The following is a 14000-nucleotide window of genomic DNA, read 5'->3' as shown; positions in this document are numbered from 1 at the left end:
CTCGATCACCGGCTCAAAGCGCAAGGCGCGCTCGCAGGCGTTGGCCCAGTCGATGCCGCAGGCGGCAAACAACCGGGCATAGGTGATGACGCTGTGCTGGATGCGGTCTTGGGCCTGGCGGCCATAAATTTGGCCGCGCTCGTGGGCCGTTTCCGCGCTGAGTGTGTCGATGCAAGGGAACATGCGTCATCTCCTTAAAGGGCGTTCAGTCTTGATCCCGCGAGACTGGCTGTCAATCCGGACAAACGCACATCCTTGACCACGCTGGCACCTCGGTGACTGTGCCCTGCCAGCGCACGGGGCGATCATGGGCGTCTGTTGAACTGGAGGCCCTATGCGTTTGCTGATCGCGATGATGATGCACGAGACCAACACCTTCTCGCCGGTGCCCACCGACTTGCAGCGCTTTGCGCTCGGTGCGGGTGAAGCGCCGCCGCGTGGCGAGGCGGCCATCGCGGCGTTTCGCGGCACGGGCACGGCCACGGCGGCGTTCATTGATTTGGCCGAGCAGGCCGGGGCCAGGTTTGAAGTGGCGCTGGCCGCACACGCCGCGCCCAGTGGGCTGGTGCACGACGCGGCTTACGAGGCCATGAGCCAGACGATTTTGCAGGCCGTGGCGCGGGGTGGTTTTGACGGCATCTTGCTCGACCTGCACGGCGCCATGGTGAGCCAAAGCCACGAAGACGGCGAAGGTGAGTTGCTGCGCCGCATCCGCGCCATTGACCCCCACACGCCCATTGGCGTGGCTTACGACATGCACGCCAATGTGTATGCCGACATGGTCGAGTTGGCGCAAACCGTGGCGGGTTACCAAACTTACCCGCATGTGGACATGTATGGCACGGGTATGCGGGCGGGCTCGGCCTTGATCCGCTTGATTCAGGGCCAGGTGCAGCCCACCACGGCCTGGGGGCGCTTGCCGATGATTCCGCACATCATGCGGCAAAGCTCGCTGGACGAGCCGAATCGCTCCATCCAGGCGCGCGCCCGGCAAATGGAGGACAAAGGCGCTTTGTGCGCCAGCGTGTTCACCGGTTTCCCGCATGCCGACATCGAAAACGCCGGCCTGTCGGTGGTGGTGGTGACCGACAACGACCCGGCGCTGGCGCAGCGCCTGCGCGACGAGTTGCTGCACATGGCCTGGAGCAGCCGGGCGCAGTGGGTGTACAAACTGGAGCCTTTGGCCGCTTCAGTGGCCCGCGCCAAAACGCTGACCGAGTTTCCGGTGGTGCTGCTCGACCACTATGACAACGCGGCTTCGGGCGGCACCATGGACACCACCGCCGTGCTGGCCGAGGTGCTGCGCCAGGGCTTGCGCAAGGTGGCGGTGTTTGCAATTTTTGACCCGCAGGCGGTGCAGGGCGCGATTGCAGCGGGCATCGGGGCGCAGGTGCGCTTGCAAGTGGGCGGCAAGATGGCCATGCCGCTCATGCCGCACCACAGCGAGCCGATCGAGCTCTCAGGTGTGGTCAAGCTGATCTCGAACGGCAAGTACCGCAACAAAGGGCCGATGAGCCAAGGTGCCCAGCAGAACATGGGCCTGGCGGTGGTGATCGACACGGGCGATGTGGAGGTGGCGCTGATCTCGCGCCATGTCGTGCCCTTTGACGTGAACGCCCTGCTCTGCCTGGGCATGGACCCGACGCAAAAACAGTTTGTGCTGCTCAAAAGCCGGGTGCACTGGCGCGCGGGCCTGGGCCACTTGGCCGGTGCCACAGTGGCATGCGCTGGGGCCGGGGCCTGCACCTCGGACTACAGCGAGCTGCAGTTCAAAAAACTGCGCCGCCCGATTTACCCGCTGGACGACGGCGTGAGCTGGTCAGCGACCGACTGATCGCGGTCAGAGACCGCTCCTACCGAGCCACGCACTGCCCACCCGAACCCTGTAGGAGCGGTCTCCGACCGCGATCGGTGTTGCAAACACACTGCCCATACGAACCCTGTAGGAACGGTCTCCGACCGCGATCGGTGTTGCAAACACACTGCCCGCCCGAACCCTGTAGGAGCGGTCTCCGACCGCGATCGGTGTTGCAAACACACTGCCCACCCGAACCCTGTAGGAGCGGTCTCCGACCGCGATCGGTGTTGCAAACACACTGCCCACACGAACCCTGTAGGAGCGGTCTCCGACCGCGATCGGTGTTGCAAACACACTGCTCACCCGAACCCTGTAGGAGCGGTCTCCGACCGCAATCGGTGTTACAAACACACTGCCCACCCGAACCCTGTAGGAGCGGTCTCCAACCGCGATCGGTGTTGCAAACACACTGCCCACCCGAACCCCGTAGGAGCGGTCTCCGACCGCGATCGGTGTTGCAAACACACTGCCCATACGAACCCTGTAGGAGCGGTCTCTGACCGCGATTCGGGTGCTGCAAGGCCAATGACAAGCTCAAAACGCACCGACAAAACGGGTCTCCAACCAAGGCCCTGCTCAAGCCGCTGGCACCCCCGCCCGCTTGACACGCCACAGCAGCCACAGGGCGATGCTCAAATTCAGGGCGTTCCACATCACGCCGTTCACAAAGGCCGCATGGTAGGAGCCGGTCAGGTCAAACACTTTGCCCGACATCCAGCCCCCTAAGGCCATGCCCAAGAGCGTGGCCATGATGACCGCGCCCACGCGTGAACCGGCCTCTTTGGCCGGGAAGTACTCGCGCACGATGATGGCGTAGGCCGGCACGATGCCGCCTTGAAACAGGCCAAACATGGCCGAGATGATGTACAGCGACACCAAGCCATCAAAGGGCAAGAACAGCAGCAAAGCCACGCCCTGCAAAACCGAGCCCAGCACCAAGGTGCGCAAGCCCCCAATGCGGTCGCAAATGGCGCCCGAGATCAAACGGCTGGCAATGCCGCTGGCCAGCATGAGCGAGAGCATTTCGGCCCCGCGTGCCGCGCCAAAACCCAGGTCGGTGCAGTACGCCACGATGTGCACCTGCGGCATGGCCATGGCCACGCAGCAGGCCACGCCCGCCACACACAACACGAACTGCGCTTTGTTCAAGCTCAACCCAAAGGGGCGCTGCGACTGCAGGGCCTGCACGCTGCCCACCACCGGGCTTTGCAAGAGCGGTGGCCTTTGGCGCATGAGCAAGCTCAGCAGCACCATGCCGATGCCGCAAAACAAACCCAGCGCAACATAGGTGCTGCGCCAGCCCATGCTTTCGATGCCTTGTTGTGCCAAGGGCGGCCAAATCGCCCCGGCCAGGTAGTTGCCGCTGGCGCACACCGCCACGGCAATGCCTCGGCGCTTGTTCCACCACAGCGAGGTGTCGGCCAGCAAAGGCGCAAAGGTGGTGGAGCTGCCCAGCAGCCCCATCAACACGCCATGCGCCAGAGCAAACCACCAAATATTGCCCGACAAACTGGCGGCAATGAAGCCTAGGCCCGTGCCAACACCGCCCAACATCAAGGGCACATGCACCCCCGCCCGGTCGGCCCAGCGGCCCATGAACAGCCCGCCCACACCAAAGCCAATCATCATCATGGTGTAGGGCAAAGACGCGTCGGCCCGGCTGACGCCAAACTCGACCTGCACCGCTGGCAAGACCACAGCCACCACATACATGCTGGAGCCGCCCAAGGTCATCAACAGCAGCGTGACCACCAAGCGGCGCGCGGCATAGGCCGAGTCGATCAGATGGTCTGAGGCAGCAGCGCCAGAGGCAGAGGCGGTGGCCGAGGTGGACTTAGAAAGACTCATGCATTCAGGTTAGCAGGCGCACGCGGCGGGCCTTGGCAAGTGCGGGACAAGCCAGCGCGGCGCGAAGCGACCAACCGCGCCCGCCAGCAAGCGGCGCACGCGGGCTTTGGCAGCGCTTTAGCCCACCAGGTCTTTGATGCGCGGCCACGTGTTGCGGATGTGCTCCGCCATGATGCGTGACAACGCCGGTCCATCGCGCGCTGCCAAAGCCACCATCATCTGCTCGTGTTCGGCCATGGCCGCGTTCCAGTTGTCGGGGGTGGAGTTGCCGCTGTAGCGCAAGCTGCGCATGCGTTTGCTCAGCGTGGCATGGGTCATGCTGAGGGTGTCGTTGTCGGCCAAGGCAATCAGGGCCTCGTGGATGCGTTGGTTCAAGGCAAAGTACTCGAGCCGCTGACGGGCTTCAAAAAACAGCTTCATCTGCTGGTGCATCGCCAAAATGGCGTCAATTTGGGCTTGGCTGGCCAAGCAAGCCCTCTCGCCCGCATAGGACTCCACCAAGGCGATCACATCGAGCATGTCGCGGGCGTCTTTGGCTGAAAACACTTTCACAATGGCCCCGCGCAAAGGCATGAGTTCGACCAAGCCCTCGGCCGTCAACACTTTGAGCGCCTCGCGCACCGGGGTACGGGACACCCCCAGCAACTGCGCCACTTCCAACTCTTGGATACGCTCGCCCGGGCGCAGGCGCAATGACACGATCATGTCGCGCAAACGGTTGGTGACTTCTTCGTGCAGGGGCACGCGCTCAATCTGGCTGGAGGGTTCTTGTGAGGACATGAGGCGCAAGTATGCGGGATAACCAGAGCTTGACTGCATCTGGATGGGCTTATAGGATTATCCGTAATTACGTATTACACGCAAATTTCAACCAAGATTGCACACGAAATCTTGCTCGTTCATTGTCCTACATACCCCTCACCAACAGAGAACACCCATGTCACTGCCCACCTTGGCACTCTTTACTGGCGATCCCGCTGGCATCGGCCCTGAACTGGTCGAAAAAATGCTGCAAAACCCTTCTTGGAAAACACAGGCCAAGCTGATTTTGATTGGCCAGCAAGGGGCCATCCAGGCCCCGCCCGAGGTGCTTTGTCACCCTTGGCCGGGCCAGCACTCACCCGCTTTCGCGCCTGGCGTGGCCAACGCCCACAACGGTCGGTACATGCTCGAAGCCTTGGCCACCGGGGTGGATTTGGTCATGGCGGGACAAGCCGACGCTTTTTGCTTTGCGCCTTTGAACAAGTCGGCACTGCGTCAAGGCGGCATGACGCAAGAAGACGAACTGCGCTGGTTTGCCGAACACATGCATTTTGAGGGCGTTTGCGGCGAGCTCAATGTGTTGAAAAACCTGTGGACCGCGCGGGTGACCTCGCATGTCCCCTTGAGCGAAGTGTCATCGCTGCTCAGCCCTGAAAAGGTCGCCGATGCCATTCGCATGATTGCGCAGGCGCTGCAAGCCTCGGGCGTGGCCACGCCGCGCATCGCGGTTTGCGGCCTGAACCCGCACAACGGCGACAACGGCAACTATGGCGACGAAGAAGGCCGCATCATCGCGCCAGGGGTCGCGCTGGCTGGTGCCATGGGCTTTGCGGCCGACGGCCCCTTCCCGGCCGACACCACCTTTGTGCGCGCCATCCGTGCAAGCGGCGGCTACGACGGTGTGGTGACCATGTACCACGACCAAGGGCAAATCGCCATGAAGCTCATGGGTTTTGAGCAAGGCGTCACGGTGCATGGCGGCCTGCCCTGCCCGATCACCACCCCGGCCCATGGCACGGCTTACGACATCGCAGGTCTGGGCAAGGCCAATCCTCAAGCCATGACCAATGCTTTCGAATTGGCTGCCCGCATGGCCACCCGCATGCGCACATCTTTGCGTCAAACCACCACCCCACTGCAGGAGACTTTGTCATGACATTGAAAAAAATACTGATCGCCGCATTGCTCACCACGCCCCTGCTGGGCCTGGCGCAAAACTACCCCACCAAACCTGTGCGCATCATGGTGGGGGCCAATGCAGGCGGGGGCACCGACATCATCGCCCGCATGTTGGCCGAGAAATTGGGCGAGGCGTTCAAAGGCTCGTTTGTGGTGGACAACAAGCCTGGAGCGTCCAACACCATTGCCGCCGACCTGACCGCCAAAGCCCCCGCCGACGGCCACACCTTGCTGGTGGCCACCAACACCGGGCAGGCCATCGCGCCCCACCTGATCAAACTCAGTTTTGACCCGATGAAAGACCTGACCCCGGTCGGCCTCATCGTCACGGTGCCCAACGTGTTGGTGGTTGGGGCCAACGTGCCGGCCAACAATGTGGCCGAGTTGGTGGCCTTGATGAAAGCCAAGCCCAACGACTTCAAATACGCGTCTTCCGGCGTGGGCAGCACCCAGCACATTGCGGGCGAAGGATTCAATTTGGCTGCGGGTGTGAAAAGCATCCATGTGCCTTACCGGGGCAGCAGCCAAGCGCATCTGGACATCATTGGCGGGAGCGTGCAAATCATGTTTGACACCACCTCCTCGGCCATGGGGCAGATCAAGGCGGGCAAATTCAAGCCCCTGGCCTTGACTACGGCCACCCGCAGCAGCGAATTGCCCCAAGTGCCCACCTTGGCCGAGGCCGGTGTGAGTGGCTTTGAGATGAGCACTTGGTACGGCATGTTTGTGACCGCCGGCACACCACCCGACGTGCTGGCCCGGCTGCAAAGCGAGTTGGCCAAAATTTTGAAAATGCCCGACATCCAGGCCAAGCTGAAAGGCTTAGGGGGCGAGCCCGGAACGATTTCACCCGAGCAATTTGCCCAGCTGAACCGTCAAGAGTTCGAGCGTTTTGGTGACTTGATCAAGAAGGCCAACATCAAACTGGAATGATTCAGCCTGGCCGCACCATTTGGCAAGAGCTGGGCAACTGGGCTTGCTCTGCCGTGATCTGGCGCACCACCCTGAACCCATAGCCCGAGCCCTCCACGTCAAAGGGCACGCCCGGTGTGCCTTGGCGGGCCATCACCCCGACCACCAGCGCTTGTTGAAACTGGTGGTCCTCGGCGCGCATGCTGCCGCTGTGTCCGGCCATGCTGACACGGGCTGTTGCCAATTGCCGGGCCACGGCCACAGGCTCGGTGCCCCCAGCCTTTTCGATGGCTTGCGCCAGTGCCTCCACCATCAGTTGCATGCGCAGGTGCAGATAGTCTTCTGAGGGCTTGGGAAAGCGCTGGCGAAAGGCTTGGTAAAACTGCGCACTGGCCTCACCCGGCACATTGGGCAACCATTCGGCCACCGCAATCACCCGGCCCACACCGGCCTCACCGATGGCCGCTGGCGCGCCCAAGGCATTGCCGTAAAAAGTGTAGAACTTGCCTGCGTAGCCAGCCTCGCGTGCAGACTTGACCAAAAGCGTCAGGTCATTGCCCCAGTTGCCGGTGATCACGGCTTGCGCGCCGCTGGCTTTGATCTTGGCGGCATAGGGCAAAAAGTCTTTGACCCGACCCAAAGGGTGCAGCTCGTCACCCACGATTTGCACATCGGGGCGTTGCAGGCCCAATTGCCGACGCGCCTCGCGCAGCACGGCTTGACCAAAGCTGTAATCCTGCCCGATCAAATAGGCCGACTTGACACTTTGGTCCTTGCGCAAAACTGCCATGAGCGCCGCCATGCGCATGTCGGCGTGGGCGTCAAAACGAAAATGCCAGAAGCTGCATTTCTCGTTGGTCAAGGCCGGGTCAACCGCCGAGTAATTGAGAAACAGCACGCGCCGGGTGGGCTCGCGATCGTTGTGTTTGTTGATGGCATCGAGCAAGGCGGCCGCATTGGCCGAGGAGTTGCCTTGCAACACAAACTGCGCCCCCCCATCGAGCGCGCTTTTGAGAGAAGACAGCGCTTCTTCGCTTTGTCCCTTGCTGTCGTGGCGCGTGAGCACCATGGGCCGCATGCCCTGCGCCGTTTTGACACCGCCACGCGCATTGACCCGCTCGACCGCCCAGGCGATGTTGCGCACCACCGACTCACCGGTGTTGGCAAATGGCCCGCTCAAACCTTCCACCAAGGCCAAATGGATGGGCGGCAAGGAGACCTGGGTATTCGTTGACGAAGGGCTTTGGGCCAAGGCTGGCCAAGCACACAGGGCCGCCAAGGACAAGAAAAAAGCGCGGCGGGTGGCCAAAAGCATCTGATGCATTTCAAAAAAGAACCCGCTCACAGACGGATCATGGTGAAAAAAGGGGGCAGTGTAGCGAATGGCCCTGCTGCGTCACAGAAGGCTGTTGTCCAAGCGGTTATTCGCGTGCAGGGTCTGCCATCTGGCGCGGGCAGTCGGTCTTTCCAGCAGCGCTCAGGCCAGTTCGTGCAGCGGCCAGCGCGGTTTCACATCGAAGCTGTAGCGCGCCTGGGCGCTTTGCACACCGGCTTGCAAGCGCATGGCGGCGGCCATGGCGATCATCGCGCCGTTGTCGGTGCACAGGTGCAACTCGGGGTAATGCACGCGCACACGGGCTTGGGCGCAAGCGGCGTTGAGCTGCGCCCGCAGTTCGCGGTTGGCCCCCACGCCACCGGCCACCACCAAGCGCTTCATGCCCGATGTTTTGAGCGCGGTCATCGACTTTTTGACCAGCACCTCGACAATCGCCGCCTGCGTGGAGGCGGCCAAGTCGGCCCGCTCGCTCGCGCCTTCGGTGTGGGCGGCGGGGCCGATTTTTTGGCTTTGCGTGAGCACCGCGGTTTTCAGGCCCGCAAACGAAAAGTCGAGGTCGCCGCTGTGCAGCAAAGGCCGGGGCAGTTTGTAAGCAGCCGGGTTGCCCTGCTCGGCCAAGCGCGCCAGGCCGGGGCCACCGGGGTAAGGCAAGCCCATGAGCTTGGCCGACTTGTCAAAAGCCTCACCTGCGGCATCGTCGATGGTTTCGCCCAGCAAGTCGTAGCGGCCCACGCCGTCCACCCGCATCAACTGCGTGTGGCCACCTGAAACCAGCAAGGCAATGAAAGGGAACTCGGGCGGGTCTTCGCTCAAAAAAGGCGAGAGCAAATGGCCCTCTAAATGGTGCACACCCAACACGGGCTTGCCCAAGGCGGCGGCCAGCGCGCAGGCCACGCCCGAGCCCACCAAGAGCGCACCGGCCAAACCCGGCCCCCGGGTGTAGGCCACCACGTCGATGTCGGCCAAGCTGGCCCCCGCCTCGGCCAGCACCTGGCGGGTGAGCGGCAGCACCCGGCGGATGTGGTCGCGGCTGGCCAGCTCTGGCACCACACCGCCATAGGCCTGGTGCATCTCGATCTGGCTGTACAAAGCGTGTGACAACAGGCGCGGTAAATCCTGGCCCGTGGCCGCCACCAGCGCCACACCCGTCTCGTCACAAGAAGATTCGATACCCAAAATTTGCATGGTGGGTAGTTTAAGCCTGCGCCTTGCAAAGATGGGCGTTGGGCGTTGGGCGAGGGTTCGGACTTCACCCTCAACGCTCAACGCTCAACGCCCAACCCTCAACCCTCAACCCTCAACCCCCAACCCTCAACGCCATAATGCCAAGCCCCCACTTCACAGCCGTTCACATGACCACACTGCGACTGATTTCCTCCATGGCCACCCAAGCGCTGCTGGCCGATTTGGTGGTGCTTTACCAAACACATCACCCGGGGGTGCAAGTACTGGTCGAATCGGTGGGCGGGGTCGACGCCGCCAAACGCATTCAGGGGGGCGAGGCCTTTGACGTGGTGGTGCTGGCCAGCGACGCCATCGACCGTCTTGTAGCCAGCGGCCATCTGCAAGCGGGCAGCCGGGTCGATTTGGTGCACTCGGGCGTGGCCGTGGCCGTGCCAGCAGGCCAGCCTGCACCCGACATTTCAACCGAAGCGGCCTTGCAAGCCGCGGTTCTGGCCGCATCCACGCTGGGTGTTTCGACCGGCCCGAGCGGCGTGCAACTGGCCAAGCTGTTCGAGGCTTGGGGCATCGCCGAACAGATCAAGGACCGCATCGTGCAAGCCAAACCGGGGGTGCCAGTGGGCGCTCTGGTGGCGCAAGGCCGGGTGGCGCTGGGCTTTCAGCAGCTGAGCGAGATGCAGGGCGTGGCGGGCATCACCGTGCTCGGCCCCCTGCCTGAGGCGGTGCAGATCACCACCACCTTTTCTGGCAGTGTGGCCAGCACCAGCCGCGCGCCGCAGGCGGTGCGCGCCTTGTTGGCGTTTTGGGCCTCGCCCGCCTGCAGCCCCATCAAAGTGCGCCAGGGCATGGCGGCGGCTTGAGGCTTCTCGCACCCGGTCAGACCTGTTTCGCGGACTGTTCATGCCGGGATGCTGGGGCCGTGCATCGCGCAGATCAGGTGCTGCCTCTGATCTCAATTTGATATGGCACAAACACCGTTTCGGGGGCCAATTTTTGTCCTGCCCTGGCCAGACCTATGGCTTTGAGCAGCAACTGCCCGGCCGCTTGACCAATGCCTGCACTGTCAACGCTCACTGTCGTGATTTGGGGGTGACAAGCTTTGGCGACCTCAAACCCACCAAACCCGGCAATGGCCAACCTGCCGGGTACCGACCAGCCACGACGCTGGCACTCTGCCAAAGCACCAAATGCGACGTGGTCTGACACACAGACCAAGGCGTCCATGTCAGGCCAGTTTTCCATCATTTTTGCGACACCCCGTGCACCCGCCTCCATGGTCACAGGCGCACTGCCAATGGCCAAAGTGCGTGAAGTGTCCAGCCCCAATTGCGCCATGGCCTGCAAAAACCCCCGCCTGCGATCTGCACCCCGTGCATCGCTTTGCGGCAAACCACCCAAAAAACCCATGCGCCGGTAGCCCTTGGCGTGCAATGCGTGCACCAACTCACTGACCGCTTGCGCATTGGAAAAACCCACGTTGTGGCCAATGGGCTTGTCCAGCAAGTCCCAAGTTTCCACCACAGGCACACCGGTCGATGTCAGCAGCTTTCGGGCCACGGGGGTGTGGCTCCCGCCCGTGACAACAATGCCTTCGGGCCTGCGCGACAACAGGGTCCGAATCAACCGCTCCTCGGTGGCCATGTCGTAGTCTGTGTAGCCCATCAGCACTTGCATGCCCACAGACTCGATCGCCGAAGTCAGTCCATGGGCCGTGTCCGAAAAGTTGGAGTTGTTCAGCGCCGGGATGAGGGCAGCGATGAAGCCCGAGCGCTTAGAGGAAAACGTGCGGGCGGTTTGATCCATCACATAACCCATCTCCTGCGAGGTGCGCAAGATTTGCTGGCGCAAAGATTCGCTGGCATCGCTGCGCTGGGGCGTGGACCGGCTCAATGCCCTTGAAACGGTCATTTTCGAAACCCCTAAGCGCGCAGCAATGTCGGCCATGGTGACCTGACCCGGCGGGTTCAAAGCCCATGCGCCTGAGCGTCTGATGGTGCTGTCTTTCAAATGGCCCTCCCCGGCTGCTCTGAAACGTTGAACTGGTGAAAAACACCATTATTCATGCAATTAGAGATGCATTGTTTTTACACAAATTGATAAAAATATCAATATTAAAGTACAAGGGTAAATACGAGTTACCGGTAACTCAAACATGGATCAACATACACCCTTCTTTGATGGAAATCAGATCGCATGTCATCGCTGCAAGTTTTCGACGCACGGCTCTCTCAGCTGGCACAAGGTGCCGGCACATTGGAGCGTCTGTGCGGCGGGGCCCGCTGGAGCGAAGGCCCCGTGTGGCTGCCTCAAAGCGGGCAATTGCTCTGGAGCGATATTCCAAACAACCGAATCCTCAGCTGGCACAGCCAACATGGCATGCGCGTTTGGCGCGACCCAGCAGGCTTCACCAATGGGCATGTGCTCGACCGAGGCGGTGACCTGCTGCACGCATCACATGGTCAACGCGCCATCGTGCGCACCCAGCTCAGCCCGACAGGCGAGCCTATGGGTGACGAGGTGGTGGTCGACCGTTTCCAAGGCCTGCGCCTGAACTCCCCGAACGACCTGGTCGTGAAATCTGACGGGTCGATTTGGTTCACCGATCCGCCTTACGGCATCGTGTCAGACCTTGAAGGCTACCCAGCGCCCTCTGAAATTGGTGCCAACCATGTCTACCGCTACTGCACCCGCACCCATGTTTTGAGCATCGCCAGCGACTGGCTGGAGGAGCCCAATGGTTTGGCCTTTTCGCCCGACGAAAGCATGCTGTACGTGAGCGACACATCGGCTGCCTTGCGCCAAGATGGTTCGGGCCACCACCACATCGTGGCTTTCCAGGTGGATGGCACCTTGCTTCGCCAGCCCCGTGTCTTGGCCGTCATTTCACCCGGATTGGCCGATGGTTTGCGGGTTGACGTGCATGGCTTTATCTTCACCAGCAGTGCAGACAGTGTGCAAATTTTTCACCCCGATGGCACACCCATGGGCCGCATTCCGGTTCCTGAAAAAGTCGGCAACCTGTGTTTTGGCGGCCCAAGCGGCAACGAGCTTTTCATTTGTGCAAGCACGTCCCTGTACCGCATCCGTTTGAACACCCGTGGAGCCACCGCATGAATTCGCTCCTGCACTGGCTGGCCATGCCTCTCAGTGGGGCTTCGGTGCATGCCATTGAACCTGAGACCTTCTGGCATGCGCGGCTCATGGTGTTGGCTTGGGGTATTTTGCTGCCCTTGGGTGCTTTGATGGCCCGGTATTTCAAAGTGCTGCCTTCGCAAAATTGGCCCGCCGTGTTGGACAACAAATGGTGGTGGCATGGCCACTTGGCGCTGCAATGGAGCGGCATGGCGCTGGCCAGTGTGGGTGTGTATCTGTTGTTCAACCATGCGCAGCACAGCCCTTTGGCGCTGTTCCACAGCACTGCTGGCTGGGTGTTGATGCTGCTGGCCTGGATGCAAATCATGGGCGGGCTGTTGCGAGGCAGCAAAGGCGGCCCCACGGCGGAGAAACTCAGGGGTGACCATTACGACATGACACCCCACAGGGCTCGGTTTGAGCGAGTGCACAAATTGGTGGGCTGGGCTTGTGTGCTGGGCGCTGTCGCCGTGCTGTTGACGGGCTTGCTGCTGGCCGATGCCCCACGTTGGATGCCGCTGGTGCTGGGACTTTGGTGGCTCGGCCTGCTGGGTTTGGCTTGGCGGTGGCAAACGCAGGGCCGCTGCATCGATACCTACCAAGCCATCTGGGGGCCTGATCCCCGTCACCCCGGCAACCACATGCCCCCCATCGGCTGGGGCATTCGCCGTCCAACTCCATCACAAAACCATGGCCAATCTTGAACTTCGCAACCTTGTCAAACGTTTTGGTGACGTCACGGTCGTCAGTGAACTGAACCTCTCAGTCCAAGCAGGCGAGTTTGTGGTGCTGCTGGGTGAGTCCGGTTGCGGCAAAAGCACCACGCTGCGCATGGTGGCCGGCCTCGAAGAGGTCACTCAGGGTCAAATTTTCATCGGGGACAAAGACGTTACCCAAGCCCACCCCATGGCCCGCGACATTGCCATGGTGTTTCAAAATTATGCGCTCTACCCCCACATGGACGTGGCGCAAAACCTGTCGTTTGCCTTGCGCTTGGCTGGACGCCCCGTGTCAGAAATAGAGGCCAAAGTGGCCTCTGCGGCCAAGATTCTGAACATCGAGCATTTGCTCAAGCGCAAGCCCAAGGAACTGTCGGGTGGCCAACGACAACGCGTGGCCATTGGCCGCGCCATTGTGCGTGAACCGCAGGTTTTTTTGTTTGACGAACCTTTGTCCAACCTGGACGCCAAGCTCAGAGGCCACATGCGCGCAGAGTTGGCCATTTTGCACCAACGCTTGGCCAAAACCACCTTGTATGTGACCCACGATCAGGTCGAGGCCATGACGCTGGCCAGCCGAATCGTGATCTTCGACAAAGGCCGAATTCAGCAAGTTGGCACACCCAGCGAGGTCTTCAACCACCCGGCCAATCTGTTTGTGGCCGGCTTCATCGGCACCCCCACGATGAACCTTTTTGAGGCCAAGCTGCAAAGCCAGAAAGACCAGCTCATGCTGCAAATGCAAGATTTTTCAGTCCAAGCCCCAGCATGGCTGGCCAGCATGGCCTTGCCCGCCGACACAGCGCTCATCGTGGGCATTCGGCCGCAAATGCTCAAGCCCACGGCCCTGCCCAGCACCTTGCGCATGCACGTTGAAGTGGTGGAGTACCTGGGCACAGAAAGCCAGGTCGTGGGCCGCTTGCCATCAGGCCAGCGCATTTGCGCCGTGCTCGAGGGCAATGCCAAAGCCATGCTTCACCAGTCCTTGCATCTGCTTGCAGAGCCCTCGGGCTTACACGTGTTCAACGCCGTCAACGGGCTTTCGTTGAATCCCCACTGAACCATGATTTTT

At 61.5% G+C, this 14000-nt stretch carries 13 protein-coding genes; 7 read left to right on the top strand and 6 right to left on the bottom strand.

The features are described 5' to 3' along the window. The coding region (locus ACIQ39_RS08435) for a hypothetical protein (protein WP_396434169.1) at nucleotides 1-183 on the bottom strand (183 nt) is incomplete at its 3' end. Between the two features lie 151 nt (nucleotides 184-334). Between ACIQ39_RS08435 and ACIQ39_RS08430 the strand changes: the two genes are divergently transcribed. Next, nucleotides 335-1834, top strand: coding sequence for a M81 family metallopeptidase (locus ACIQ39_RS08430; protein WP_396434168.1), 1500 nt, complete (start codon nucleotides 335-337; stop codon nucleotides 1832-1834). A gap of 600 nt (nucleotides 1835-2434) precedes the next feature. On the opposite strand, the gene ACIQ39_RS08425 is transcribed toward ACIQ39_RS08430, so the two are convergent. Together ACIQ39_RS08425 and ACIQ39_RS08420 are read right to left on the bottom strand one after the other, a co-directional pair. Then, a complete protein-coding gene (locus tag ACIQ39_RS08425; protein ID WP_396434167.1) occupies nucleotides 2435-3706 on the bottom strand; it encodes an MFS transporter in 1272 nt (423 codons plus the stop codon). Nucleotides 3707-3823: 117 nt separating this feature from the next. Continuing rightward, nucleotides 3824-4486, bottom strand: coding sequence for a GntR family transcriptional regulator (locus ACIQ39_RS08420; protein WP_396434166.1), 663 nt, complete (start codon nucleotides 4484-4486; stop codon nucleotides 3824-3826). A 157-nt stretch (nucleotides 4487-4643) separates the two neighbouring features. On the opposite strand from ACIQ39_RS08420, the gene ACIQ39_RS08415 reads away from it, so the two are divergent. Continuing rightward, nucleotides 4644-5624, top strand: a complete 981-nt coding sequence (locus ACIQ39_RS08415; RefSeq protein ID WP_396434165.1) for a 4-hydroxythreonine-4-phosphate dehydrogenase PdxA — start codon at nucleotides 4644-4646, stop codon at nucleotides 5622-5624. Next, nucleotides 5621-6580 carry a Bug family tripartite tricarboxylate transporter substrate binding protein gene (locus tag ACIQ39_RS08410; RefSeq protein ID WP_396434164.1) on the top strand — a complete coding sequence of 320 codons (960 nt, stop codon included), beginning with the start codon at nucleotides 5621-5623 and terminating at the stop codon, nucleotides 6578-6580. Before ACIQ39_RS08415 ends, ACIQ39_RS08410 begins: the two co-directional genes overlap by 4 nt. A gap of 1 nt (nucleotide 6581) precedes the next feature. On the opposite strand, the gene ACIQ39_RS08405 is transcribed toward ACIQ39_RS08410, so the two are convergent. Both ACIQ39_RS08405 and tsaD read right to left on the bottom strand, forming a co-directional pair. Continuing rightward, nucleotides 6582-7874 (bottom strand): branched-chain amino acid ABC transporter substrate-binding protein, encoded by a 1293-nt coding sequence (locus ACIQ39_RS08405; protein ID WP_396434163.1) that lies wholly within the window; start codon nucleotides 7872-7874, stop codon nucleotides 6582-6584. A 162-nt stretch (nucleotides 7875-8036) separates the two neighbouring features. Then, nucleotides 8037-9080 carry a tRNA (adenosine(37)-N6)-threonylcarbamoyltransferase complex transferase subunit TsaD gene (tsaD, locus tag ACIQ39_RS08400; protein ID WP_396434162.1) on the bottom strand — a complete coding sequence of 348 codons (1044 nt, stop codon included), beginning with the start codon at nucleotides 9078-9080 and terminating at the stop codon, nucleotides 8037-8039. A 167-nt stretch (nucleotides 9081-9247) separates the two neighbouring features. On the opposite strand from tsaD, the gene ACIQ39_RS08395 reads away from it, so the two are divergent. Next, the gene (locus ACIQ39_RS08395; protein WP_396434161.1) at nucleotides 9248-9937 is read left to right on the top strand and encodes a substrate-binding domain-containing protein; all 690 of its coding nucleotides are present in this window, start codon (nucleotides 9248-9250) and stop codon (nucleotides 9935-9937) included. A gap of 73 nt (nucleotides 9938-10010) precedes the next feature. Here ACIQ39_RS08395 and ACIQ39_RS08390 read toward each other — a convergent pair whose 3' ends face one another. Further along, on the bottom strand, nucleotides 10011-11021 hold the full coding sequence (locus tag ACIQ39_RS08390; protein ID WP_396434160.1) for a LacI family DNA-binding transcriptional regulator: 1011 nt from the start codon (nucleotides 11019-11021) through the stop codon (nucleotides 10011-10013). Nucleotides 11022-11270: 249 nt separating this feature from the next. Here ACIQ39_RS08390 and ACIQ39_RS08385 point away from each other — a divergent pair, with 249 nt between their 5' ends. From ACIQ39_RS08385 to ACIQ39_RS08375, 3 genes are read left to right on the top strand one after another with little or no spacing between them, the layout of a single operon-like run. Further along, the gene (locus ACIQ39_RS08385) at nucleotides 11271-12191 is read left to right on the top strand and encodes an SMP-30/gluconolactonase/LRE family protein (protein ID WP_396434159.1); all 921 of its coding nucleotides are present in this window, start codon (nucleotides 11271-11273) and stop codon (nucleotides 12189-12191) included. After that, nucleotides 12188-12913, top strand: coding sequence for a cytochrome b561 domain-containing protein (locus ACIQ39_RS08380; protein WP_396434158.1), 726 nt, complete (start codon nucleotides 12188-12190; stop codon nucleotides 12911-12913). The genes ACIQ39_RS08385 and ACIQ39_RS08380 overlap by 4 nt, the downstream gene beginning before the upstream one ends. Beyond that, entirely contained in the window at nucleotides 12900-13988 is a 1089-nt protein-coding gene (locus ACIQ39_RS08375) for an ABC transporter ATP-binding protein (RefSeq protein ID WP_396434157.1), read from the top strand. The genes ACIQ39_RS08380 and ACIQ39_RS08375 overlap by 14 nt, the downstream gene beginning before the upstream one ends. The last annotated feature ends 12 nt before the right edge of the window (nucleotides 13989-14000 follow it).

The sequence above is a fragment of the Limnohabitans sp. genome, assembly GCF_044361645.1.
GTDB lineage: Bacteria > Pseudomonadota > Gammaproteobacteria > Burkholderiales > Burkholderiaceae_C > Limnohabitans_A.
The sequence above is the reverse complement of the archived record's forward strand: the minus strand, read 5'-3'. Positions and strand labels throughout refer to the sequence as shown.